Source organism: Staphylococcus xylosus (assembly GCF_002732165.1).
Lineage (GTDB): Bacteria > Bacillota > Bacilli > Staphylococcales > Staphylococcaceae > Staphylococcus > Staphylococcus xylosus.
Genome location: NZ_MRZO01000006.1, coordinates 54,867 through 77,488 on the forward strand (window position 1 = coordinate 54,867; position 22,622 = coordinate 77,488).

Annotated in this window: 20 protein-coding genes; 14 read left to right on the forward strand and 6 right to left on the reverse strand. The window is 32.4% G+C overall.

The window, feature by feature from the left end; all coding sequences use genetic code 11:
- The first annotated feature begins 18 nt into the window (after positions 1–18).
- Entirely contained in the window at positions 19–1,827 is a 1,809-nt protein-coding gene (gene pepF, locus BTM19_RS09875) for an oligoendopeptidase F (RefSeq protein ID WP_029379148.1), read from the forward strand.
- Between the two features lie 399 nt (positions 1,828–2,226).
- Here the strand turns inward: pepF and yjbH are convergent, their stop codons facing one another.
- The 3 genes from yjbH to BTM19_RS09890 all read right to left on the reverse strand — a co-directional run bounded on the left by yjbH (position 2,227) and on the right by BTM19_RS09890 (position 4,076).
- The gene (yjbH, locus tag BTM19_RS09880; RefSeq protein WP_029379147.1) at positions 2,227–3,015 is read right to left on the reverse strand and encodes a protease adaptor protein YjbH; all 789 of its coding nucleotides are present in this window, start codon (positions 3,013–3,015) and stop codon (positions 2,227–2,229) included.
- A 17-nt stretch (positions 3,016–3,032) separates the two neighbouring features.
- A complete protein-coding gene (locus tag BTM19_RS09885) occupies positions 3,033–3,404 on the reverse strand; it encodes a truncated hemoglobin YjbI (protein ID WP_029379146.1) in 372 nt (123 codons plus the stop codon).
- A gap of 87 nt (positions 3,405–3,491) precedes the next feature.
- Positions 3,492–4,076, reverse strand: coding sequence for a CYTH domain-containing protein (locus tag BTM19_RS09890; RefSeq protein ID WP_029379145.1), 585 nt, complete (start codon positions 4,074–4,076; stop codon positions 3,492–3,494).
- A gap of 188 nt (positions 4,077–4,264) precedes the next feature.
- On the opposite strand from BTM19_RS09890, the gene BTM19_RS09895 reads away from it, so the two are divergent.
- The 7 genes from BTM19_RS09895 to fabI all read left to right on the forward strand — a co-directional run bounded on the left by BTM19_RS09895 (position 4,265) and on the right by fabI (position 11,378).
- Positions 4,265–4,612: a UPF0738 family protein gene (locus BTM19_RS09895; RefSeq protein ID WP_029379144.1), complete on the forward strand. Its 348-nt coding sequence runs from the start codon at positions 4,265–4,267 to the stop codon at positions 4,610–4,612.
- A 16-nt stretch (positions 4,613–4,628) separates the two neighbouring features.
- Positions 4,629–5,264 carry a GTP diphosphokinase gene (gene yjbM, locus BTM19_RS09900; protein WP_017722299.1) on the forward strand — a complete coding sequence of 212 codons (636 nt, stop codon included), beginning with the start codon at positions 4,629–4,631 and terminating at the stop codon, positions 5,262–5,264.
- 11 nt (positions 5,265–5,275) lie between these two features.
- Positions 5,276–6,085: an NAD kinase gene (locus BTM19_RS09905; RefSeq protein ID WP_029379143.1), complete on the forward strand. Its 810-nt coding sequence runs from the start codon at positions 5,276–5,278 to the stop codon at positions 6,083–6,085.
- Positions 6,085–6,939, forward strand: coding sequence for an RluA family pseudouridine synthase (locus tag BTM19_RS09910; RefSeq protein WP_038678240.1), 855 nt, complete (start codon positions 6,085–6,087; stop codon positions 6,937–6,939). Before BTM19_RS09905 ends, BTM19_RS09910 begins: the two co-directional genes overlap by 1 nt.
- Before the next feature lie 27 nt (positions 6,940–6,966).
- Complete coding sequence (mgtE, locus tag BTM19_RS09915; protein WP_029379141.1) at positions 6,967–8,352, forward strand: magnesium transporter; 1,386 nt, start codon at positions 6,967–6,969, stop codon at positions 8,350–8,352.
- Positions 8,353–8,361: 9 nt separating this feature from the next.
- Entirely contained in the window at positions 8,362–10,206 is a 1,845-nt protein-coding gene (locus tag BTM19_RS09920; protein ID WP_038678243.1) for a monovalent cation:proton antiporter family protein, read from the forward strand.
- Positions 10,207–10,607: 401 nt separating this feature from the next.
- The gene (gene fabI, locus BTM19_RS09925) at positions 10,608–11,378 is read left to right on the forward strand and encodes an enoyl-ACP reductase FabI (protein WP_029379139.1); all 771 of its coding nucleotides are present in this window, start codon (positions 10,608–10,610) and stop codon (positions 11,376–11,378) included.
- A 345-nt stretch (positions 11,379–11,723) separates the two neighbouring features.
- On the opposite strand, the gene cozEa is transcribed toward fabI, so the two are convergent.
- A complete protein-coding gene (cozEa, locus tag BTM19_RS09930) occupies positions 11,724–12,809 on the reverse strand; it encodes a lipoteichoic acid biosynthesis protein CozEa (protein WP_029379138.1) in 1,086 nt (361 codons plus the stop codon).
- A gap of 334 nt (positions 12,810–13,143) precedes the next feature.
- Here cozEa and BTM19_RS09935 point away from each other — a divergent pair, with 334 nt between their 5' ends.
- From BTM19_RS09935 to BTM19_RS09945, 3 genes are all read left to right on the forward strand, one after another.
- Positions 13,144–14,715 (forward strand): alanine/glycine:cation symporter family protein, encoded by a 1,572-nt coding sequence (locus tag BTM19_RS09935; RefSeq protein WP_029379137.1) that lies wholly within the window; start codon positions 13,144–13,146, stop codon positions 14,713–14,715.
- 95 nt (positions 14,716–14,810) lie between these two features.
- Positions 14,811–15,557: an esterase family protein gene (locus BTM19_RS09940; protein WP_029379136.1), complete on the forward strand. Its 747-nt coding sequence runs from the start codon at positions 14,811–14,813 to the stop codon at positions 15,555–15,557.
- 85 nt (positions 15,558–15,642) lie between these two features.
- Complete coding sequence (locus BTM19_RS09945) at positions 15,643–16,152, forward strand: YjcG family protein (protein ID WP_029379135.1); 510 nt, start codon at positions 15,643–15,645, stop codon at positions 16,150–16,152.
- Positions 16,153–16,537: 385 nt separating this feature from the next.
- On the opposite strand, the gene ltaA is transcribed toward BTM19_RS09945, so the two are convergent.
- Both ltaA and BTM19_RS09955 read right to left on the reverse strand, forming a co-directional pair.
- Positions 16,538–17,725, reverse strand: coding sequence for a lipoteichoic acid biosynthesis MFS flippase LtaA (gene ltaA, locus BTM19_RS09950; protein WP_029379134.1), 1,188 nt, complete (start codon positions 17,723–17,725; stop codon positions 16,538–16,540).
- Complete coding sequence (locus BTM19_RS09955) at positions 17,703–18,878, reverse strand: diglucosyl diacylglycerol synthase (protein WP_029379133.1); 1,176 nt, start codon at positions 18,876–18,878, stop codon at positions 17,703–17,705. The genes ltaA and BTM19_RS09955 overlap by 23 nt, the downstream gene beginning before the upstream one ends.
- Before the next feature lie 441 nt (positions 18,879–19,319).
- Here BTM19_RS09955 and BTM19_RS09960 point away from each other — a divergent pair, with 441 nt between their 5' ends.
- From BTM19_RS09960 to BTM19_RS09970, 3 genes are read left to right on the forward strand one after another with little or no spacing between them, the layout of a single operon-like run.
- On the forward strand, positions 19,320–20,804 hold the full coding sequence (locus BTM19_RS09960; protein ID WP_029379132.1) for a UDP-N-acetylmuramoyl-L-alanyl-D-glutamate--L-lysine ligase: 1,485 nt from the start codon (positions 19,320–19,322) through the stop codon (positions 20,802–20,804).
- The gene (locus tag BTM19_RS09965; protein WP_029379131.1) at positions 20,794–21,033 is read left to right on the forward strand and encodes a YueH family protein; all 240 of its coding nucleotides are present in this window, start codon (positions 20,794–20,796) and stop codon (positions 21,031–21,033) included. The genes BTM19_RS09960 and BTM19_RS09965 overlap by 11 nt, the downstream gene beginning before the upstream one ends.
- 12 nt (positions 21,034–21,045) lie before the next feature.
- Positions 21,046–22,608, forward strand: a complete 1,563-nt coding sequence (locus BTM19_RS09970) for a peptide chain release factor 3 (RefSeq protein ID WP_029379130.1) — start codon at positions 21,046–21,048, stop codon at positions 22,606–22,608.
- Positions 22,609–22,622: the final 14 nt, after the last annotated feature.

Here is a 22,622-nt window from a genome sequence, read left to right on the forward strand (position 1 = left end):
AGGAGGTTTACTAAAATTATGACACAACAATTAACAAGAGAAGAACAAGAACGTAAATATCCTGAGTATACATGGGATTTAACTACTATATTTGAATCGGATGAAGCTTTTGAAGAAGCTTTTAAAGAAGCAGAACAAAATTTAGGGAAAGAACAACAATTTAAAGGTCATTTAGCTGATAGTGCTGATACTCTATACCAAGCGCTAGCTTTAGAAGATGAATTAGGTTCTAAATTAGAGAAAGTTTATGTATACGCACATTTAAAACAAGATCAAGATACAGCAAATGATAAATACACAGGTTATGAAGCGCGTGCGCATCAATTAATAATTAAGTTTAGTTCAGGCTGGAGTTTCTTAGTACCTGAAATTTTGCAAATTGATGAAGACAAGATCCAATCATTTATTGATGAAAATGACAATTTAAAGCAATATGCATTTGATTTGAAATTAATTAATGAAAAACGTCCACATGTTTTGAGTGCGGATAAAGAAAAGTTACTTACAGAAGCACAAGATGCTTTATCAACAGCTGACAATGTATATGGTATGTTCAGCAATGCTGATTTAGAGTTTGAAGATGCAATCGATAAGGATGGCAATCGTCATTCACTTACCCAAGGTACATTCATAAAATGTTTAGAATCAGATGATCGTATATTAAGAAAATCTGCATTTGAAAATTTATATAAAGCTTATGGAGCCTATAATAATACTTTAAGTGCTACATTAGCAGGGGAAGTTAAAAAGAATGTATTTAATGCACGTACACATAACTATGAATCAGCAAGAGCAGCAGCTTTAAGTAATAATCATATCCCGGAAGCTGTTTACGACAATTTAGTAAAAACAGTCCATAAATATTTACCGTTATTACACCGTTATACAGAATTACGTAAAGAATTATTAGGTCTTGAAGATATGAAAATGTACGACCTATATACACCTTTAGTTAAAGATGTGAAGTTTGAAATGCCATACGAGGAAGCAAAAGATTGGATGGTTAAAGCTTTACAACCTATGGGTGAAGAGTACATGGAAGTAGTAAATGAAGGATTAACTAATCGTTGGGTAGATGTATATGAAAATAAAGGTAAACGTTCAGGCGGTTATTCTTCAGGAGCACATCTAACAAATCCATTTATCTTATTAAATTGGTCAAATACTGTGTCTGATTTATATACTTTAGTTCATGAATTTGGTCATTCAGCGCATAGTTATTTCAGTCGTAAAAATCAACCATCTAATTCAAGTGATTATACAATATTTGTCGCGGAAGTAGCATCTACATGTAATGAAGCGTTATTAAGCGATTATATGGATAAACATTTAGATGATGAGCGTAGGTTGTTGTTATTAAACCAAGAGCTTGAGCGTTTCCGTGCCACATTATTTAGACAAACGATGTTTGCTGAATTTGAACACAAAATTCATCAAATAGAAGAAGCGGGAGAGCCATTAACAGCAAATCGTATGAACGAAGAATATGCTGAATTGAATCGTGTTTATTTTGGTGACTCGGTTGAAACAGATGAAGATATTAGCAAAGAATGGTCAAGAATCCCTCACTTTTATATGAACTATTATGTGTATCAATATGCAACAGGCTATAGTGCTGCACAAAGTTTAAGTCATCAGATATTAACTGAAGGGCAACCAGCTGTGGATAGATATATTAATGAATTCTTGAAAAAAGGTAGCTCAAATTACCCAATTGAAATCTTGAAAAATGCTGGGGTAGATATGACAACACCTGAACCAATTGAACAAGCTTGCCAGGTATTTGAACAAAAATTAGATGCTTTTGAAAAGTTAATGAAAGCTTAGTATGAATGTATTCGTTTACAATATGACAAGTTTGTGACAAACCAAATTTATTTAATTTAAAAGGTTGAAAGGTGTATTTTACCGTGTTATATTATAAACATGAAATTAATCACATAACAAACATACCCCTTTGTTTGAAGTGAAAAATTTCTCCCATCCCCTTTGTTTAGCGCCGTGTAATCAGACACGGCGTTTTTTTTATACCCTTTTTTAATAATTATTTTAAAAATGAGTACGATTGAATAACTATTCAATCAACTTTGAGTAGGAAAATATAAAAAAACCGATGATTTTTACAGTATTGTAGTAAAAATCATCGATTTTAATTTAAGTAGTTCAATTTATGTCTATATTAATTTAATAAAGACTAATTGGTTATAAGGTTAAAACTTAGAATCATTAATTTTTAGCTTTCCAAAATTTACCATCTGGAGACTTAAGTTTTTCAATCTTTTGTTGGATTGCTAATTTTTTAAGTTCTTTATTCATTAGTTTCTCTGGCCACTCATATATTGTTAATAACTCTTCTTTAGTAACTAATTGTTGTTGTTGAATATATTCTTCAAGACTCGGTGGTAATTCTTTTTCAATTGTTGAACCAATGAGTTCGTTAATAATATAAGTGTAAATATGATAAGGATATAATCCTTCTACTTTTAATCCTTCTTCATGTACGTCCTCGCTAAAGAATACGAGGGAAGGGGCTTCTTCGATTTCCATTTCTCGTGCGATATGCAAATCTACTTGTAAGCTATCTTTTAAATAGTTACTTTGCAAATCTTCTTTAAAAACTTCGTAGTCTAGTCCTGCGTTACTGATACAATTATTAACCATCGATTCTGTAATAATATCTCGCTTGGGTATAATTTCATTTTGTACAAGATGTATAAATCGCTCCGCACGTATGCGCCCCTGAAGTTCAGCGGCTTTATATGCAAGTGCGATATTATCTAGATCAGATGTACTTTGCGCTTGGCATTTTGTCAAAACGCGTAATGAAGGGTTCAATATATGTCTAATGCTTATATATTGTTTATACTCAATGCGTAATTTAGAAAGGATTGCAGATAATTTAAAACATTCCTTACTGAATGGATCAAAAAAGGAATAAATTTCTATCTTACTAACAGGTGAAAGATTTACATCTTCACGACTATTGGGTTGTATTAATCTTAATTCTTCAGTCATGTCTATTCCACCTACAATTAATTTTCGGAATTAACCATGTGATTCGCTGTTAAACGTAATCTCTCGTATAAATAATCACCGACACCTTCGGGAAAATCAGCATGCTGTATAGCTTTATACATATTTTCTAGCCAAGCATCACGTTCATGATTTGTTATAATAAAATCTAAATGACGTCTTTTCAACATTGGATGACCATGTTCTTGTGTATAAAGATTTGGACCACCTAAGAATTGTGTTAAAAATTGTTTTTGTTTTCTGCTTGTTTCTGGAAAATCTCCAGGAAACAAGTGACTAATTCTACTATCTTGTTCTACTAAATAATAAAAGTAATCAATCATATCATATAAGGCTTCTTGGCCAATGATTTCATATGGTGTTTGCGTCATAATATCACCGTATCCTGTTAATATAATACTAATATAACATGAATTTTTACATTTGGAAGTAATTCGACTTCTTACAATTGCATGTGATTAATTATGATATAAATTTGATTTACGATTAAAAAATCTTTGTACTTTATTAGCTGGAATTTCATGTTTCATATCAAATTTTTCAAGAATTGATTTAAATTGAATTAGACCTTCATCATAATCTTCGACTTCGTATTCTAATTCAAAATCTTCAAAATCTAGATAAGTACTTTTATCCAGTACAAGTAAGTTTCCATTTATTTCTTTCTCTAAGCGTTCCGTTTTAAGTGAACCAAGAATAATTAATTTAGTTAAATCAATATCCATCTTTGTAAGTTGATCTGCAATTTCAGAAGGTAATGATTGTTCTGGAATAGGTTTGTTTAATTCTGGAACGACATGTGTTTCAAAATTGTATTCAGTAAGACCAACTTCAGCTGGTATTTTTAATGTCATCTCTAAGTATTCATCCTTCACTCGAATTCTTAAAGCTGATTTGTGGTCTTTTAAATCAAAGTCTGGCGTATCAATATAGAAATTTGTTTGTTTAAAAGGTTCAATTTCGTTGAAATAAGTTTTATGGATAACATTGTATTGTTTTTCTGTTAACAATTGTTTGAATTCAATCTCATTATTTGTGGCCACTATAATCTCTCCTTCTGGTGCGTATATTACTTTATTTTAAAACACTTTTTATTTAATTTAAATTGAACTGCATTTATGATGACATAAATAGATGAAATTGATGTATTGATGTTGATATAACATTATGTTGTAACGTGTTATGTAGTGTGAAATTATGTTAAAATGATGAAGAATAAGGAGGAACAAGCATGCGTATTTATGTGAATGAAATAAAAATTACAGAAGATAGTATTAATTGCTATACAGAACAATCTACAGAAGGTTTTCAAGAAGCAGGACAAATGCTTGTTGATAGTGATAATTACAGCTTTGCATATATTTTAGACGACGGTCAAAACTATTCTTACTTGATATTTGTTCAAGAAACGTGGTCTATGTTACATGAAAACAAAGGTAAAAAAATTATTGTTAATGACGACTTAGAATTAAAACAATTCGAAAATGAGTTTAATTACATACTGGATAATATTCAAGGGAATTCAAATTATGGTAAGGAGTTTGTTTCCGTTGTAGAGGATATTTTCGAATTAGATTGAAGCGGAGTGAGGCACAATGAATCAATGGGATCAGTTTTTATCTCCATATAAACAAGCAGTAGACGAATTGAAAATTAAATTAAAAGGACTTAGAAAACAATATGAAGTAGAAGATAATGCATCTCCTATAGAATTTGTAACAGGGCGAGTCAAACCCATGACAAGCATTATCGATAAGGCTAATAAACGTCAAATTTCTTTTGATCGCTTACATGAAGAAATGTACGACATTGCAGGTTTACGTTTAATGTGCCAATTTGTTGATGATATTGATATTGTGGTTAATTTATTAAGACAGCGTCAAGATTTTAAAGTTGTAGAAGAACGGGATTACATTAGTAATACCAAGCAAAGTGGTTATCGTTCATTCCATGTTATTATTGAATATCCTATTGAAACATTAAATGGGGAAAAGAAAATATTAGCAGAAATTCAAATTAGAACGTTAGCAATGAACTTTTGGGCAACGATAGAACATACTTTGAGATATAAATATGATGGAGATTATCCACCAGAGATTCAACATCGATTGGAAAGAGCTGCAGAAGCGGCATTTTTGCTAGATGAAGAGATGTCAGAAATTAAAGAAGAAATTCAAGAAGCTCAGAAATATTATTCTAAAAAGCGTGCGAAAAAGCATAATAATGACTAGGGGATGTTACGATGCGTTATACGATTTTATCTAAAGGTGATTCAAAATCGAATGCTTTAAAACATAAAATGATTAACCATATGAAAGATTTCCAGATGGTTGAAGACCCGGATAATCCAGAAATCGTCATTTCTGTTGGGGGAGATGGAACACTGTTACAGGCTTTTCATCAGTATAGTCATATGCTATCACGCTGTGCGTTTGTAGGTGTTCATACAGGGCATTTAGGCTTTTACGCTGATTGGGTGCCACATGAAGTTGAAAAACTCATAATTGAGATTAATAACTCTGAATTCCAAGTCATTGAATATCCTTTATTAGAAATTATTGTGCGCTATAATGATAATGGATACGAGACACGTCATTTAGCATTAAATGAAGCTACTATGAAAACTGAAAATGGTTCTACTTTAGTTGTCGATGTGAATATTAGAGGTAACCAATTTGAACGCTTCAGAGGTGATGGTTTGTGTATTTCTACGCCATCAGGTTCTACAGCATATAATAAGGCGTTAGGTGGTGCACTGATACATCCCTCATTAGAAGCAATGCAAATTGCTGAAATTGCATCAATAAACAACCGTGTATTTAGAACGGTGGGTTCTCCTTTAGTATTGCCAAAACACCATACCTGTTTAATAACACCAGTCAATCATGATACTATTTTAACGACGATTGACCACGTTAGTATAAAACATAAAAATGTCAATGCGATACAATATCGCGTAGCCAATGAAAAGATTAGATTTGCTAGATTTAGACCATTTCCATTTTGGAAAAGAGTTCATGACTCGTTCATTTCAAGTGGAGAAGATGAATAATGAAATTTACTTATATAATACAGCGGCCAGAAATGCTGCGCACATTTTTACAGCAACAAAACTTTTCTAAACGGACGATAAGCGCCATTAAGCATAATGGCGCTTTATTAGTTAATGGACAACCAGTTACTGTCAGAAAGCAATTAGCTATAAATGATAAATTGGAAGTATTTTTAAGTGATGAAACACCAAGCTCTAATTTAAAACCATATAGCGACGCATTAAATATTTTATATGAAGATTCATATTTAATTATTGTATCGAAACCTGCCCAACAAAATTGTGCACCTTCTAGAGATCACTTACATTTTAGTTTAGTAGAGCAAGTGTTAGGTTATTTTAATGATAGAAAGTTATCATTGACCCCACATATTGTTACGCGTTTAGACCGTAATACTTCAGGGATTGTTGTGTTAGCAAAGCATGGATTTATTCATCATTTGATGAGCCAACTTAAAATCGATAAAAAATATCTATGTATTTGTCAAGGTATATTAGATGGCGAAGATTTAATTGATGCTCCCATCGCAAGACATCCAGATAGTATTATACAGCGCCAAGTCAGTGGGTTAGGAAAGGCCTCACAGACTAGATATATAGCACTTGAACATACTAGCAATCACACCTTATGTGAAGTGACTTTGCTGACAGGAAGAACACATCAAATACGTGTGCATTTTCAACACATTGGTCACCCCTTAGTAGGTGATGATTTATATGGCGGTAAAGATGAAACTTATCATCATCAATTATTACGTTGTATCCAAATATCTTTTATTCACCCAATTAAAAAGCAAAAAATTATAATAAACGATAGATATGACACGATTGAAACTATATTCAATATGATATAATTTAAAAGAACTATGGAGGTGGGGCTAATGGCTAATGAAAAAGAGTCAATTACATTAGAGGATGAGAAAGTTTATGATAAAGTATTGCTAGATGATTTGTTGGTTAATAACCATATAGACGAATTTAGAGATGAATTCTTATCTATGCATACATATGAACAAAGTGAATACTTTGAAGATAGTGATGAAGATATTCGACAACGTATCTTTGAAGTACTATCACCAGAAGAAGTTGCCGACTTCTTTGAACAATTAGAAATCGATGAAGATGAATACGAAGCATTATTTGATACGATGGATGCTAATTATGCTAGTAAGATCCTAGAAGACATGTCTTACGATAATGCCGTAGATATTATGAATCAGTTGTCTAAACAAAAAACAGTTAGTCTCCTCACATTAATGAAGCGTGAAGACGCTAAAGAAATCAAAGCATTATTACATTATGATGAAGATACTGCTGGTGGTATCATGACTACTGAATATATCTCATTGAAAGCGACAATGCCTGTAAAAGAAGCGCTTATTCATGTAAAAGAACAAGCCCCTAATGCAGAAACGATTTATGTTATTTTTACAGTGAATGATGATAAGCAACTAGCCGGAGTGCTCTCACTTAGAGACTTAATTGTAGCTGAAAATGATGCATACATTGAAGATATCATGAGTGAACGTGTCATTAGTGCAAATGCAGCCGATGACCAAGAGGATGTAGCTCAAAAAATGAGAGATTACGATTTCATTGCGATGCCAGTTGTCGACTACCAAGACCATTTGCTTGGTATTATCACAATCGATGATATTTTAGATGTTATGGACGAAGAAGCAAGCGAAGACTACTCTCGTTTAGCCGGTGTCTCAGACGTTGATGCTACAAATGATTCTGTAATTAAAACAGCTAGAAAAAGGTTGCCATGGTTGATTATACTTACATTCTTAGGAATGATTACCGCGACAATTTTAGGGTCATTTGAAGATACACTATCAAAAGTTGCATTATTAGCTGCGTTTATTCCAATTATTAGTGGGATGTCCGGAAACTCAGGCACACAATCGCTTGCCGTTTCTGTTCGTAATATTTCAACAGGTGAAATTGATGAACAAAGTAAATTTAAAGTTGCATTAAGAGAAACTGGTAGTGGATTTTTAAGTGGATTGGTCTGCGCAATCTTGTTATTTATCATTATTATGGTCTTATATGGCCAACCAATCTTAGCAACTATTGTAGGTAGTAGTTTAACAATCGCGATGACAGTGGGTACATTAGTAGGTTCAATGATCCCATTAGTTATGAACAAATTAAAAATTGATCCTGCAGTCGCAAGTGGTCCGTTTATCACTACAATTAATGATATTGTCAGTATGTTGATTTATTTTGGATTAGCAACATCATTTATGTCTTACTTAACATAAGGGGGTTATATGGAATTTGTATCACTTGTTGTCGTAGTTTTAGCGGCATTTTTCACACCAATTATAGTCAATAGGCTGAGGATTACATTTTTACCTATAGTAGTAGCTGAAATATTAATGGGTATTATTATAGGTCATTCTTTTTTGAATTTAGTAGAACGTGATTCAATACTTAATATATTATCGACTTTAGGTTTTATATTCTTAATGTTTTTAAGTGGTTTGGAAATTGATTTTAAAGCCTTTAAAAGAGACAAAAGTTCAACTAAAAAAGAAGAAAAAGCTAAAAAGCAAGAACCAGGTCATTTACAACTTGCCATAGTTGTATTTTTGTTTATTATGATTATATCTATTGTCTTTGCATACATGTTCAAATGGTTCGGCTTAATAGATGATGTTTTACTAATGGTTATTATTATATCTACGATTTCATTAGGTGTCGTTGTACCAACATTAAAAGAAATGAATATCATGCGTACGACAATTGGACAATTTATCTTGTTGGTCGCTGTATTAGCAGACTTAGTAACAATGATCTTATTAACAGCATACGGAACGTTACATGCTTCAGGTAATACATCCTTGTGGTTAATCGGTAGTTTAGTGGTATTTACAATTGTTTTTTACTTTTTAGGTGGTTTCTTCAAGAAAGCACAGTTCTTGCAAAAATTAATGGATGGTACCACTCAAATCGGTATACGTGCTGTCTTTGCACTTATCCTATTATTAGTGGCTTTAGCTGAAGGTGTTGGTGCAGAAAACATACTTGGCGCGTTTCTAGCGGGGGTTGTAGTCTCTCTTCTTAATCCAGATGAAGATATGGTTGAAAAGTTAGATTCGTTTGGATATGGTTTCTTTATTCCAATCTTCTTTATTATGGTCGGTGTAGATTTAAATATCCCTGAGTTGATTAAGGAACCGGCATTATTGCTGATTATTCCGTTTCTAATATTAGCTTTTCTAATATCTAAATTGATACCAGTATTTTATATACGTAGATGGTTCGATATGAAAACTACAATTTCTTCTGCATTTTTACTAACATCTACATTATCATTAGTCATTGCTTCTGCTAAAATTGCAGAACAACTTGGCACAATTTCGCCAGAGATATCTGGTATTTTGATATTAAGTGCCGTTATCACTTGTGTATTTGTACCAATTGTCTTTAAGAAAATGTTCCCAATGCCTGACGAAGCAACAAGACAGATTGAAGTAAGCTTGATAGGAAAGAATCAATTAACTATCCCAATTGCTCAAAATTTATCTTCACAACTGTATCAAGTTTCCCTGTATTATCGAAATGATTTAAGTGATAAACGTAAATTATCTGATGCGATTTCAATGATTGAAATTGCAGATTATGAAGAAGGATTACTTGAGCGTCTTGGCTTATTTAAGCGTAATATTGTTGTATGTTCGACAAACGATGACAACATTAACCGCAAAGTAGCATTAATGGCGAAAGCTCATGGTGTGAAACGAGTTATTTGCAGATTAGAATCTAGCTCTAATGATGAGGCTCTAAATAGAGAAGGTATTGAAGTGTTTAGTAGCTATATGAGTAATAAGATTTTATTAAAAGGCTTAATAGAAACGCCTAATATGCTTAACTTGTTAAGTAATGTCGAAACATCATTATATGAAATTGCGATGTTAAATCATCAATATGACCAAATTCAACTGCGCAATTTCCCATTCGGTGGGGATATTATCTTTGTTCGTATTATTAGAAATAACGAATCTATTGTCCCGCATGGCGATACTCAGCTACGATACAGAGACCGCGTTATTGTTACAGGTTCTAAAGAATATGTTGACGAATTGAAACGTGAATTAGAGTTTTATTATTAAAAGATCAGGACAATAACTCATCTTTTATCTCATATTATCTAACAAATCATATATTTAACTTTTAAAAGCGAAGGCTAAGGCATATCATCTAGAAATGTCTTAGCCTTCGCTATATTAAAACAAATTTTATAAAAGTAGTATTTTGTGAGAATGACTATTAAATTCATCTTACATAAATGTATGTTCGTATCTTTTTATCATATTCCTTATAAGATGAATATTTCAATTTAGCCATGTAAACGCATAAAAAATTCAATTGATATTAAAATAAATTGTTTATTCATTATAACCAATGTTAAAATAAAGAATGTTGATATTGGTATCGAGTAAAAAAGTATATATCTGTGTCATCTGAATTCGAACCAGTAAAAAATGAAAATTTAAATAAAGGAGTTATTTTCATGTTAAATTTAGAAAACAAAACTTTCGTCATTATGGGTATTGCAAACAAACGTAGTATTGGTTTTGGCGTTGCTAAAGTATTGGACCAACTTGGTGCAAAATTAGTATTTACATACCGTAAAGACCGTAGTAAAAAAGAATTAGAAAAATTAGTTGAACAATTAAATCAAGAAACACATCATATGTATCAAATTGATGTTCAAAGTGATGAAGATGTAGTAAATGGTTTTGCTGAAATTGGAAAAGAAGTTGGCAACATAGATGGCGTTTACCATTCGATTGCATTTGCAAATATGGAAGATTTACGTGGTCGCTTTATTGATACATCAAGAGATGGCTTCTTATTAGCACAAGATATAAGTTCTTATTCATTAACACTTGTATCACGTGAAGCCAAAAAACTTATGCCTGAAGGTGGTAGTATTGTAGCTACAACTTATTTAGGTGGCGAATTCGCAGTTCAAAATTATAATGTAATGGGTGTTGCAAAAGCAAGTTTAGAGGCAAATGTTCGTTATTTAGCATTAGATTTAGGACAAGAAAATATTCGTGTTAACGCGATTTCAGCTGGACCTATCCGTACATTGAGTGCGAAAGGTGTAGGTGGATTTAATTCCATTTTAAATGAAATTTCAGAACGTGCACCGTTAAAACGTAATGTCGATCAAGAAGAAGTTGGTAAAACTGCAGCTTATCTATTGAGTGATTTTTCAAGTGGTGTTACCGGAGAAAATATTCATGTAGACAGCGGTTATCATATCGTTAAATAATATTATGAAATCTCATAATAAATAACACTACAGTTAATATATTATAAAATTTGGCGTTGATATGGGGCGACTTCTGTGGGAAGGGCGCTATATGAAGCTGTAGGTAAGACAGTATCTACAGAAAACATGCATAAAAAAACTGCCAACAAAGTCGTGGACCTATGTCGACAGCCTGAAACCTCTGATACTTAGTATTAGAGGTTTTTGTATTAAAAAATTGAGATCAGGGCAGGCATTTATTATGACCTCAATATATAAATTAAAGCACCTAGACGATTTGTCTAGGTGCTTTAATTTATAAGTCGAAATTTAACACTGATATCATAATTAAGCTATTATTTTATGCTATTCTTTAACATCACTATTAGCTTTTTCGATAATTTGCTGTCTGTATTGGAAAACATTACGCACAATCGTTTTAATTACTGCGTAAAGTGGGACAGCTACAAGTATTAGGCCGAAACCACCGAGATTACCAGCAGCTAAGATGACAACAATGATTGTTAATGGATGAATATTTAAAGATTTACCCATAACATTTGGTGTAATAACATTACCTTCTAATTGTTGAGCAACTAATGTGATAATACATACCCATATAAATGTAGTTGGACTTTGAATAATTCCGATAATGGCTGCCGGCGCAAATGCCATCCATGGACCAAGGAATGGAATCATATTAGCTACACAGGCAAACATAACTAATAATAATGTATAATTCAAACCAATAATTGAATATCCGATATATAAGATAACACCTAAAATAATACTAACTGTTACTTGACCTTGAATATAAGACTGTACTGTATGATTTAAATCTTTTAATAAATCAACAATAAAAACTTTTCTATCACCTTTAAATAGTTTAGCAATAAAAGGTATAAAACGTTCATGGTCTTTTAACATATAAATTAAGAAAAATGGCACCATGATAAGTAAAAATAGTGTTGAGATAAATGAAGTTAAATAACTAAATGAATTAGATAATATATCTGCAGTACTATTACTCATAGATTGAACCATTTTATTTATTCTATCTGTTACATCAGCAGGTAATCTTTCCATTTGATCTAAAGCAAAGTTGATAATATATTGAATTTCATGCTGTAATGCTGGTATTTGATTGATTAAGTTTTCAATTTGCTCTGCAATTGGTGGTGCGATAAACCTAATAATGATACCGATAATGATGAATAAAGCGATAAAGATAATTGTTATGCTAGCCCAACGTGGGACTTTGTTTTTTTCCAATATTTTTTGAAAAGGTAAGCAAATATAGAATAAGAAGCCACTTAATAACAATGGTAATAAGACCGATTGAATAATAATTACAAAAGGTACAAATACACTATGGACTTCCATGACTAATTTGATTAGTAAAAACAGGATTAATAAAGCGATGCCTGTTCTAAACCAAACCTTATTTAGCATAGGACAGTTCCTCCTAAATTCTTTTTTAAGTACTATTAAGTATATCTCAAATAAACAAAGAACAAAAGATGAAAATAGAATTCAATAATTTCTGTGGCACAATTATAAAAAAATAGAAAGTTATTGTTATAATTCGGAGTTATTTGTGTTAAATAGTGTAAAACTATTTCGATATTATAATATAGTTATCTGGAAATTTAATATAAATTATTTTATATAATATATAAAGTGTGAAAAGTATAACTTAATGAATACGTTGCGCGGAATATTATATATGTGTATAATAATGAAAAATATATCATTTTACATAATGGTACAACAAGGGGGATACGTTATGTTAGAGGGCTTACTTACGTGGTTGTATGATATTGTTTGGAGCAAACCTTTAGTTTATGGTTTATTGCTTACAGGAGTATTATTTTCATTTATGATGCGCTTTTTCCAAATTAGGCATTTTAAAGAAATGATACGCTTAATGTTTCAAGGGGAAAAATCACCGACAGGTATTTCTAGTTTCCAGGCAATTGCTTTATCTTTAGCAGGGAGAGTAGGGACTGGTAATATTGTAGGTGTTTCGACAGCTATATTTATTGGGGGGCCTGGTGCCATATTTTGGATGTGGGCATCAGCATTTTTAGGGGCAGGTAGTGCGTTTATTGAATCTACACTTGGACAAATTTATAAACGTGAAGAGAAAGGTCAATATCGAGGCGGTCCAGCATTCTATATTGAATATGGTATTAAGGGGAAATTAGGAAAGATATACGGTTTAATATTTGCAATCGTTACTGTTATATCAGTGGGGTTATTATTACCAGGTGTACAGTCTAATGCTATTTCAAGCTCGATGAAAAATGCATTCAGTTTAGAACCTTGGATAGTGGCAATATTCTTGGCGCTTTTAATTGGTTTAATCATATTTGGAGGTATTAAGTGGATTGCAAATGCAGCAACTGCAGTAGTACCATTTATGGCAATTGCGTACATTTTAATGGCAGTAATAATTATATTCATAAATATTGAACAAGTTCCAGCTTTATTTGCATTAATATTTAAATCTGCATTTGGTTTTGAAGCAGCCTTTGGAGGTATTGTAGGGGCTATGATTGAAATTGGTGTTAAAAGAGGTCTATATTCAAATGAAGCAGGACAAGGTACAGGTCCACATGCTGCGTCAGCAGCAGAAGTATCTCATCCAGCTAAACAAGGATTAGTACAATCATTTTCAGTTTATATAGATACATTATTTGTCTGTACAGCAACCGCTTTAATTATTTTACTTTCAGGTACATATAATGTCACTGATGGTGGTTCGATGTCAGACGGTAAAGCGAGTATGATTAAAGACAATGGTATATTTGTAGAAATGTCCAATGGTGATAAGGATTATTCAGGTACAGCAATGTATGCACAAGCTGGTATTGATAAAGCCTTCCAAGGCAGTGGATATCACTTTGATCCTACATTCTCAGGATTTGGATCATACTTTATTGCAATTGCGTTATTCTTCTTTGCCTTTACAACAATACTGGCATACTATTATATTGCTGAAACCAATATTACGTACTTAACTAGACGAAGTTCGAAGAGAACTACTTTTATATATATTAATTTTATAAGAATCGTTCTGATTTTAGCTACAGTATATGGTGCAGTTAAAACTGCGGATTTAGCATGGATGATGGGTGATTTGGGTGTAGGTATGATGGCTTGGTTAAATATTATTGCTATTTGGATACTACATAAGCCAGCAATCAATGCACTGAAAGATTATGAGAAGCAAAAGAAAAAACTTGGATCAGGTAAACGAGCAATTTATAAACCAGATCCTAGTAAAGTACCGAATGCTGTTTTCTGGCTAAAAGATTACCCACAGCGACTAAAAAAAGAAAAAATTGATGATTAACTCATTATTCAATTTGTAAAAATTAAGTTGAAATATTTTAAAATCATGCGTCTCTTGGTACAATGTCTATAAGACTACTAGGGGGCGCATGATTTATGTATGACTTTCAACCAGGAAATATCAATAAGATTAATTTTCCTAGCGATATTTTAGATAGAGATGTGACATTATCTATCTATTTACCTAAGGATTTTACAGCATTATTTAAATATAAAGTTGTTTTTTGTTTCGATGGCGCAGACTTTTTTGCTTTTGGCAGGATTCATCGTACTTATGAAAAGTTAAGAGAAACCAATGAAGTTGAGCGAGCAATTTTTGTAGGTTTTCATTATGAAGATGTTGATAAAAGAAGGGCAGAATTTCATCCGCAAGGCGCTCGTACACCATTGACTGTGAAAGCTATGGCTAATGAAATATTGCCGTTTATAGATAAGACCTTCCCAACATTCAAAGTAGGTAATGGGCGTGTTTTATTAGGAGATAGTTTAGCTGGTAGTGCTGCATTAATTACTGCATTGTCATACCCGCGTGTATTTAGCCAGGTAGGCTTATTAAGTCCGCAACATGATGAGGCTATTCAAACATTAATTGAACGTTGCCAATTTAAAGATCAGCTATCAATTTGGCATGCGATAGGATTAGAAGAAGGGGATTTCAAGTTACCTACAACCGGTAAAACGGCAGATTTTTTAACGCCAAATCGCGAATTAAATTCTATTATTAAAGCAAACGGTTTTACGTATCACTATTTAGAATTTGAAGGTGGACATAGATGGAAGTCATGGCAATATTTGCTTGATGAAATGTTAAAATATTTTTTATCTGATAATATTTCATTTTAATATTCTGAAATAAATTGACTTTAGAGTAACGAATTTTTCAGAAATTTGATATAATGTAATTATGTTAAACAAAGGAGGAATTTAAATGATTTTAGGATTGGCATTAATTCCGTCAAAAGCATTTCAAGATGAAGTGAATGCATATCGTAAGCGTTATGATGCTCATTATGCGTCTATTATGCCGCATATTACGATAAAGGGGCAATTTAAAATAAACGATGGTGATTTAGAGTCTGTAAAAGAGACAATCAAATCAAGAATCGAAGGCATTCCAACAGTTGATGTTCACGCAACAAAAGCATCTAATTTTGCGCCGATAACAAACGTTATTTATTTTAAAGTTGAAAAAACAGAAACTTTAGAAAACTTATTTAATCAATTTAACAAAGGCGATTTTTATGGGGTGGCAGATCATTCGTTTGTTCCACATTTTACTATTGCCCAAGGATTAACGAGTCAAGAATTTGAAGATATCTATGGACAATTGAAGTTAGCGGGGATTGACTATAAAGAAACTATTGAGCAACTTTCATTAGTTTATTACGATGAAAAAGAAGATAAATGGAAAGTTTTAGAAGACTTTAATTTAGCATAAACGTGTTCCATTTTGATTAATGTCTAAACATAGCATGATTAGACATTAAAAATATAGGGTTTGTGGAATAAATGCCCATCTCCCAAATAAGAGAGCTAATCAACTTAGGTTAGCTCTCTTTTGTATTTAAAATAGTATAATTTTCTCAGTGTATCCCCTTCGTGTGCCTGAACAAGGTTTCATGAAACTAAAAAGCATCAATTTCTATAAGTTTTTAATAGAAATTGATGCTTTTTACTAACGATTTTTTATGTCTCATGTTCTCAATTTTTTTTATTATTATAACTCATGTGTACATCTAAGTTTGAGGGTGGCTAATAATTTTTATAATAAATTGTATATGCTCAATAATACTTTTCTATAAACATTAAAATTTATGAATAATTTAAGTGTGCTTTCTAAGTTTGATAAAATAGATGCCATAAAAGACAGCTAGGAATAAGAATACAAAAGCTGAAAAGTAAAATGTGTTGTTTACTGAATTTGAAAACTCAGTAATTAAACCGCCGACTAGTGGTCCTATCATAGATCCAAAACCCTGAACACTATTAAATACACCCCATGTTTCTTCTTGTTCATCCAAATGAATATGACTTGCCATGAATGTATTCCATGCTGGCAGCAAGATACCATACATGAGACCAATCAATACTGCTAAAACCCAAACTAATGTAATTTCTGTAATTAGTGATAAAGCAAATATCATGAGTGTATAGAGTACAAAGCCGCCAAATATTACACTATACATAAATAATGTGCCATGATTATCAATTATTTTAGATAAGAACAACATTGAAATCGCACAGCCAATACCACCAAATACGATTGCCATCGTATATTCTACTGTGGATACACCGACAACTTTTGTTGCATATGTAGGTAATATAGGAACAAGGGCAGTAATTGAAGCACCTTGTAGCAAAATACCAGGAAACAGAATTAAATGTCGTTTTGTAACATTTACTATCTGACCTAATTGCTGTTTAACAGGGCGAGTATTATAATTTGTGAGTCTAATTTTTACAAAATAATATAATATCCATGCAATTAATACAACAAGAGACATTAGAAATGCGAATTGCGTCGGATGAAATTTAAATATAATATTCATACCAACCATACCTACTAGTAGGCCTAGCAACCAAGAGAAATATACGTAGCCCATTTGTTTACCGCGATTCTTTTCATCAACGCTTGCTAACATAATTACCCATATTGGGCTTACAGCAATACCTAACAAGATTGCACTTATGATTAATACTATTGGTGAAGTAGGGAACCAAACCACTAAAAATAAACTAGCAAAAGCAAGTAAAAACCCTAAAGTTAGTACCAATTTTGCACCTAAGCGTTTAAGTAAGAAACCAATAACGAAATTTGTAGCTGCATCCGAAATAAAATGTATAGAAATAGCGATAGATGTTATACCTACTGCGATTGAAGTTGCTGTTGGCAGTAACGATAAATAACTCAAAATATACATTCCTCGAGCAAATTCCATTAAGAATAAGATGATTAACATGATTATAAAATTTTTACTTGTACCATGATTATTTAACGAAGAGCTTTGCATATAAAGGAACCTTTCCGTAAACTTCCTCGTATCGAGATGAATGATTAAGTAAGTTTAATAAATCTTTACATAATTTATATGTTGAATACGGGATTCTAGAAGAATCCATTGCTTGTGACATTGCAGCTAATTTAGCTGGTTCATTTGTTAATGTAGCAACTTGTTCTATTGCCGCCTCAGGTGTAAGCGCTATGCTTCCGAAGCCTTTTTCTTCAAAATAAACTGCATTTTCAAGTTCTTGTCCGGGCGCGGGGTCTAAGAAAATCATTGGTATTTGACGCGTTAATGCCTCTGATATCGTGATACCACCTGGTTTTGTAATCATCAAGTGACTTGAAGCCATCCATTCATTCATATGTTTTGTGTAACCTAAAATAAGTACGTTATCGTTAGCTTTAAATTGACTAGATAACGAACGTTTTAAGTCTTTATTTTTACCACAAATCATAACTACTTGTGCATGAGGACTTCTGTTCAAAATTTCTTGTATCATTTGACCGAATCCTTTTGAAACTCCAAATGCACCTGCAGACATTAATATAGTAGGTTTGCTAGGATCCAACTTATTTTGACGCAACCAATCTTCTTGATTGATATCCGCTTCGAATTTGTCTGAAATTGGAATTCCTGTTACTTTTAACTTATTTCGAGGGATGCCAATGCTTGCAAACTCATCTTTTAATTCCTCTGTAGCAAGGTAATATTTATGTGAGTGTGGTGTAATCCAGTTTTTTTGCATGCGATAGTCTGTCATGACTGTTGCTATAGGTATGTTCATATCAAATTGTTCAGTTAATACAGACATAACCGGTGTTGGAAAAGTTAGTAAAATAAGATCTGGTTTTTCTTTTAAAAGTAAATTCATTAATTTATTAAGTCCATAGTATTTATAGAAACATTTATCTAATTGGTCTGGTTGACTATAGTAAAAAGCTTTATACATATTCCTAAAATATTTAAAACTATTAATGTACCATTTTTTACAAATAGAAGTCAGAATCGGGTGTGCTTCTAAAAATAAATCATGTTCAATAACTGTTAAATTGTCTAGATTCATTTCGTTAAATTGGTTTACTACGCTTTGCGTAACTTGTAAATGCCCGTTACCAAAAGATCCAGTAATTATCAGTATTTTTTTATTTTGAGTAACCATTAAAAGCCACCCTCCAATAGTTTATATTTAGCTCAAGGTAATTTTAACGTATTTACTTGAGGTGTGAAAGAAAAAACACACAATTAATTTTGATTATATCATTTTACAAACACTTGTGAAATGATTCATACTAAATTGGGAAATTAAAATTTAATAAAATAAAGTTGTTATATATCTATATAATACCACTTTCGCCAGGACTATAAGCTTATATTCTGCAAATAACAAAATATATAGAAAGAATTAACACTTTGATAACATATAGTTAATGTTCTTAAAAATAAGGATTATAAAACTTAGGTAAATAGTACTTGAGTATATTTAAATGAATAATCAACTTAATACAATAGGAAGAAATTATAAATATCAAACCATTAGATTCTATAAAAACAGTCGGAAATGTGTATAATAGAAGTATTGGAAATAAAGGAGCGATATATGTTGGAAGCAAATGTGTTGTTTGAAAAAATTAGAGTGAAACAAGTTTTCGGCACGTTAGATAGAAATATAACAGATATAACAACTGACTCTCGTACTGCACAACGAGGTAGTATATTCGTAGCATCGAAGGGTTATACAGTAGACAGTCATAGATATTGCCAAGATGTGGTGAATCAGGGGTGTGAGGTTATCATTGTTAACCAAAAACAACAAGTTCTAGGAGATGTAACGCAAGTCGTTGTCCCAGACACTTTACGTGTAGCAAGTTTGTTAGCTAATATGTTATTCAATTATCCTAGTAAGCAACTCGTAACATATGGTGTGACAGGAACAAATGGTAAAACTTCAATCGCTACGATGATACATCATATCTATAGAAAATTAAATAAAGGCAGTGCTTACTTAGGAACAAATGGGTTTCAAATAAATGAGGTTAAATCAAAAGGTGCAAATACCACCCCTGAAACTGTATTATTAACAAAGAAAATAAATGAAGCAGTTGAAGCGGACGCTGAAGCAATGACATTAGAAGTATCTAGTCATGGTTTATCTTTAGGTCGTCTTCGTGGTGTAGATTTTGATGTAGCTATTTTTTCAAATTTAACACAAGATCATTTAGATTTTCACGGCACAATGGAGTCTTATGGACATGCTAAATCATTACTATTTAGCCAATTAGGTGAAGATTTATCACAAGATAAATACGTGGTGTTGAATAATGATGATGCTTTTTCAGAATATCTAAGCTCTGTAACACCTTATGAAGTATTTACTTATGGTGTCAATAATGATGCACAGTTTACAGCGGAACAAATCGAAGAATCATTACAAGGTGTCAAATTTATCTTTAATACGCCTGAAGGAAAATTTCATGTCCAATCACCTTATGTAGGTCTGTTTAATGTTTCTAACATTATGGCTGCTATGATCGCTGTGTGGAGTAAAGGTATTGAGTTAAGTGAAATTGTAAAAGCTGTTGAAAATTTAGAACCTGTAGAAGGAAGATTAGAAGTATTAGATCCTTCATTACCAATTGATCTAATCATAGACTATGCACATACAGCAGATGGCATGGATAAATTAATTGATGCGGTTAAGCCATTTGCTAAACAGAAATTAATTTTCTTATGTGGTATGGCAGGTGAACGTGATCTGACTAAGACACCTGAAATGGGACGTGTAGCATGCCGAGCAGACTATGTTATTTATACACCCGACAACCCTGCAGACGATGATCCTAAAAAATTAACACAAGAATTAGCTAAAGGCGCAACACATGATAACTATATTGAATTTTATGATCGTGCAGAGGGCATAAGACATGCTATAGATATTGCTGAGCCAGGAGATACTGTGGTATTGGCTTCAAAAGGTCGAGAACCATATCAAATTATGCCTGGCCACATCAAAGTACCGCATCGTGATGACCTTATTGGATTAGAAGCTGCTTATAAAAAATTTGGTGGAGGTCCCCATGAAGGTTAAGAAAATCAATTTCAATGACATTCAGGCTAATGTGTATATATATGAAAATGTAGTTGAGCAATTGTTTCTTATAGCAATGCCTGAAATAAATTGGTCATTAGAAGTAGAATCAACTTTAAATGAAGATGATATGAAAGAGGAACTTGTGATACACTTATTTACATTACTTGACGAGTCAACAGCTTCGCATTTTGCTGATGACATCGTTAAATGGATATTTGAGAATTAAAGGAGATTATAAATGAATATAAAGGAAGAAGTAGAATCAAGAAAAACCTTCGCAATTATTTCTCACCCAGATGCTGGTAAAACAACACTAACAGAAAAATTACTGTTGTTTGGTGGCGCAATTAGAGAAGCAGGTACGGTTAAAGGTAAAAAAAGTGGGAAGTTTGCTACAAGTGACTGGATGAAAGTTGAACAGGAACGTGGTATTTCTGTTACCAGTTCAGTAATGCAATTTGATTATGATCATTACAAAATAAATATTTTAGATACGCCGGGTCACGAAGATTTTTCTGAAGACACATACAGAACTTTGATGGCGGTAGACAGCGCAGTTATGGTTATTGACTGTGCAAAAGGTATTGAAGCACAAACATTAAAGCTATTTAAAGTTTGTAAAATGAGAGGTATCCCTATTTTTACATTTATTAATAAATTGGATAGAGTAGGGAAAGAACCGTTTGAATTGTTAGATGAAATAGAATCTACATTAGATATAGAAACATATCCTATGAATTGGCCAATTGGAATGGGTCAAAACTTTTTCGGAATTATTGATAGAGAATCCCATACAATTGAACCGTTTAGAGATGAAGAAAACATCCTACACTTAGACGATAATTATGAACTCAAAGAAGACCACGCTATGAAAAATGATAGTGCCTTTGCCCAAGCAATTGATGAGCTTATGCTAGTTGAAGAAGCGGGTGAAAACTTTGATAACGAAGCATTATTAAAAGGTGATTTAACTCCTGTATTCTTTGGTTCGGCATTAGCAAACTTCGGTGTTCAAAATTTCTTGAACGCATACGTAGACCACGCGCCTATGCCAAATGCACGTCAAACAAAAGAAGATATAGAAGTAAGCCCGTTTGATTTAGATTTTTCAGGTTTCATATTTAAAATCCAAGCAAATATGGATCCGAAACATAGAGATAGAATCGCTTTTATGCGTGTTGTTAGTGGTGCATTTGAACGTGGCATGGATGTTAACTTGCAAAGAACAAACAAAAAGCAAAAAATTACTCGTTCAACGTCATTTATGGCGGACGATAAAGAAACTGTAAATCACGCGGTGGCTGGTGATATTATCGGACTATACGATACAGGGAATTATCAAATTGGTGATACGCTAGTTGGTGGCAATCAAAAATTTAGTTTCCAAGAATTACCACAGTTTACACCAGAATTATTTATGAAAGTATCAGCCAAAAATGTGATGAAGCAAAAACACTTCCATAAAGGTATTGAGCAATTAGTACAAGAAGGCGCAATCCAATATTATAAAGCATTACACACGAATCAAATTATCATCGGCGCTGTAGGACAGTTACAGTTCGAAGTGTTCGAACACCGTTTGAAAAATGAATATAATGTGGATGTTGTTATGGAGTCAGTTGGTCAAAAAATTGCGCGCTGGATAGAAAACGAAGAAGACATCAAAGATAAGATGAGTTCTACACGTTCTATTTTAGTAAAAGACGTATATGATAACTATGTATTTTTATTTGAAAATGAGTTTGCTACAAGATGGTTCGAAGAGAAATTTCCAGAAATTAAATTATATGGATTGTTATAAATTTTGTTTTTGTG

What these genes read in the sequence shown, in the direction of transcription:
- pepF (WP_029379148.1), top strand. Translation starts at nt 19, where the DNA reads ATGACACAACAATTAACAAGAGAAGAACAAGAACGTAAATATCCTGAG.
- yjbH (WP_029379147.1), bottom strand. Translation starts at nt 3,015, where the DNA reads ATGACTGAAGAATTAAGATTAATACAACCCAATAGTCGTGAAGATGTA.
- BTM19_RS09885 (WP_029379146.1), bottom strand. Translation starts at nt 3,404, where the DNA reads ATGACGCAAACACCATATGAAATCATTGGCCAAGAAGCCTTATATGAT.
- BTM19_RS09895 (WP_029379144.1), top strand. Translation starts at nt 4,265, where the DNA reads ATGCGTATTTATGTGAATGAAATAAAAATTACAGAAGATAGTATTAAT.
- yjbM (WP_017722299.1), top strand. Translation starts at nt 4,629, where the DNA reads ATGAATCAATGGGATCAGTTTTTATCTCCATATAAACAAGCAGTAGAC.
- BTM19_RS09905 (WP_029379143.1), top strand. Translation starts at nt 5,276, where the DNA reads ATGCGTTATACGATTTTATCTAAAGGTGATTCAAAATCGAATGCTTTA.
- BTM19_RS09910 (WP_038678240.1), top strand. Translation starts at nt 6,085, where the DNA reads ATGAAATTTACTTATATAATACAGCGGCCAGAAATGCTGCGCACATTT.
- mgtE (WP_029379141.1), top strand. Translation starts at nt 6,967, where the DNA reads ATGGCTAATGAAAAAGAGTCAATTACATTAGAGGATGAGAAAGTTTAT.
- BTM19_RS09920 (WP_038678243.1), top strand. Translation starts at nt 8,362, where the DNA reads ATGGAATTTGTATCACTTGTTGTCGTAGTTTTAGCGGCATTTTTCACA.
- fabI (WP_029379139.1), top strand. Translation starts at nt 10,608, where the DNA reads ATGTTAAATTTAGAAAACAAAACTTTCGTCATTATGGGTATTGCAAAC.
- cozEa (WP_029379138.1), bottom strand. Translation starts at nt 12,809, where the DNA reads ATGCTAAATAAGGTTTGGTTTAGAACAGGCATCGCTTTATTAATCCTG.
- BTM19_RS09935 (WP_029379137.1), top strand. Translation starts at nt 13,144, where the DNA reads ATGTTAGAGGGCTTACTTACGTGGTTGTATGATATTGTTTGGAGCAAA.
- BTM19_RS09940 (WP_029379136.1), top strand. Translation starts at nt 14,811, where the DNA reads ATGTATGACTTTCAACCAGGAAATATCAATAAGATTAATTTTCCTAGC.
- BTM19_RS09945 (WP_029379135.1), top strand. Translation starts at nt 15,643, where the DNA reads ATGATTTTAGGATTGGCATTAATTCCGTCAAAAGCATTTCAAGATGAA.
- ltaA (WP_029379134.1), bottom strand. Translation starts at nt 17,725, where the DNA reads ATGCAAAGCTCTTCGTTAAATAATCATGGTACAAGTAAAAATTTTATA.
- BTM19_RS09955 (WP_029379133.1), bottom strand. Translation starts at nt 18,878, where the DNA reads ATGGTTACTCAAAATAAAAAAATACTGATAATTACTGGATCTTTTGGT.
- BTM19_RS09965 (WP_029379131.1), top strand. Translation starts at nt 20,794, where the DNA reads ATGAAGGTTAAGAAAATCAATTTCAATGACATTCAGGCTAATGTGTAT.
- BTM19_RS09970 (WP_029379130.1), top strand. Translation starts at nt 21,046, where the DNA reads ATGAATATAAAGGAAGAAGTAGAATCAAGAAAAACCTTCGCAATTATT.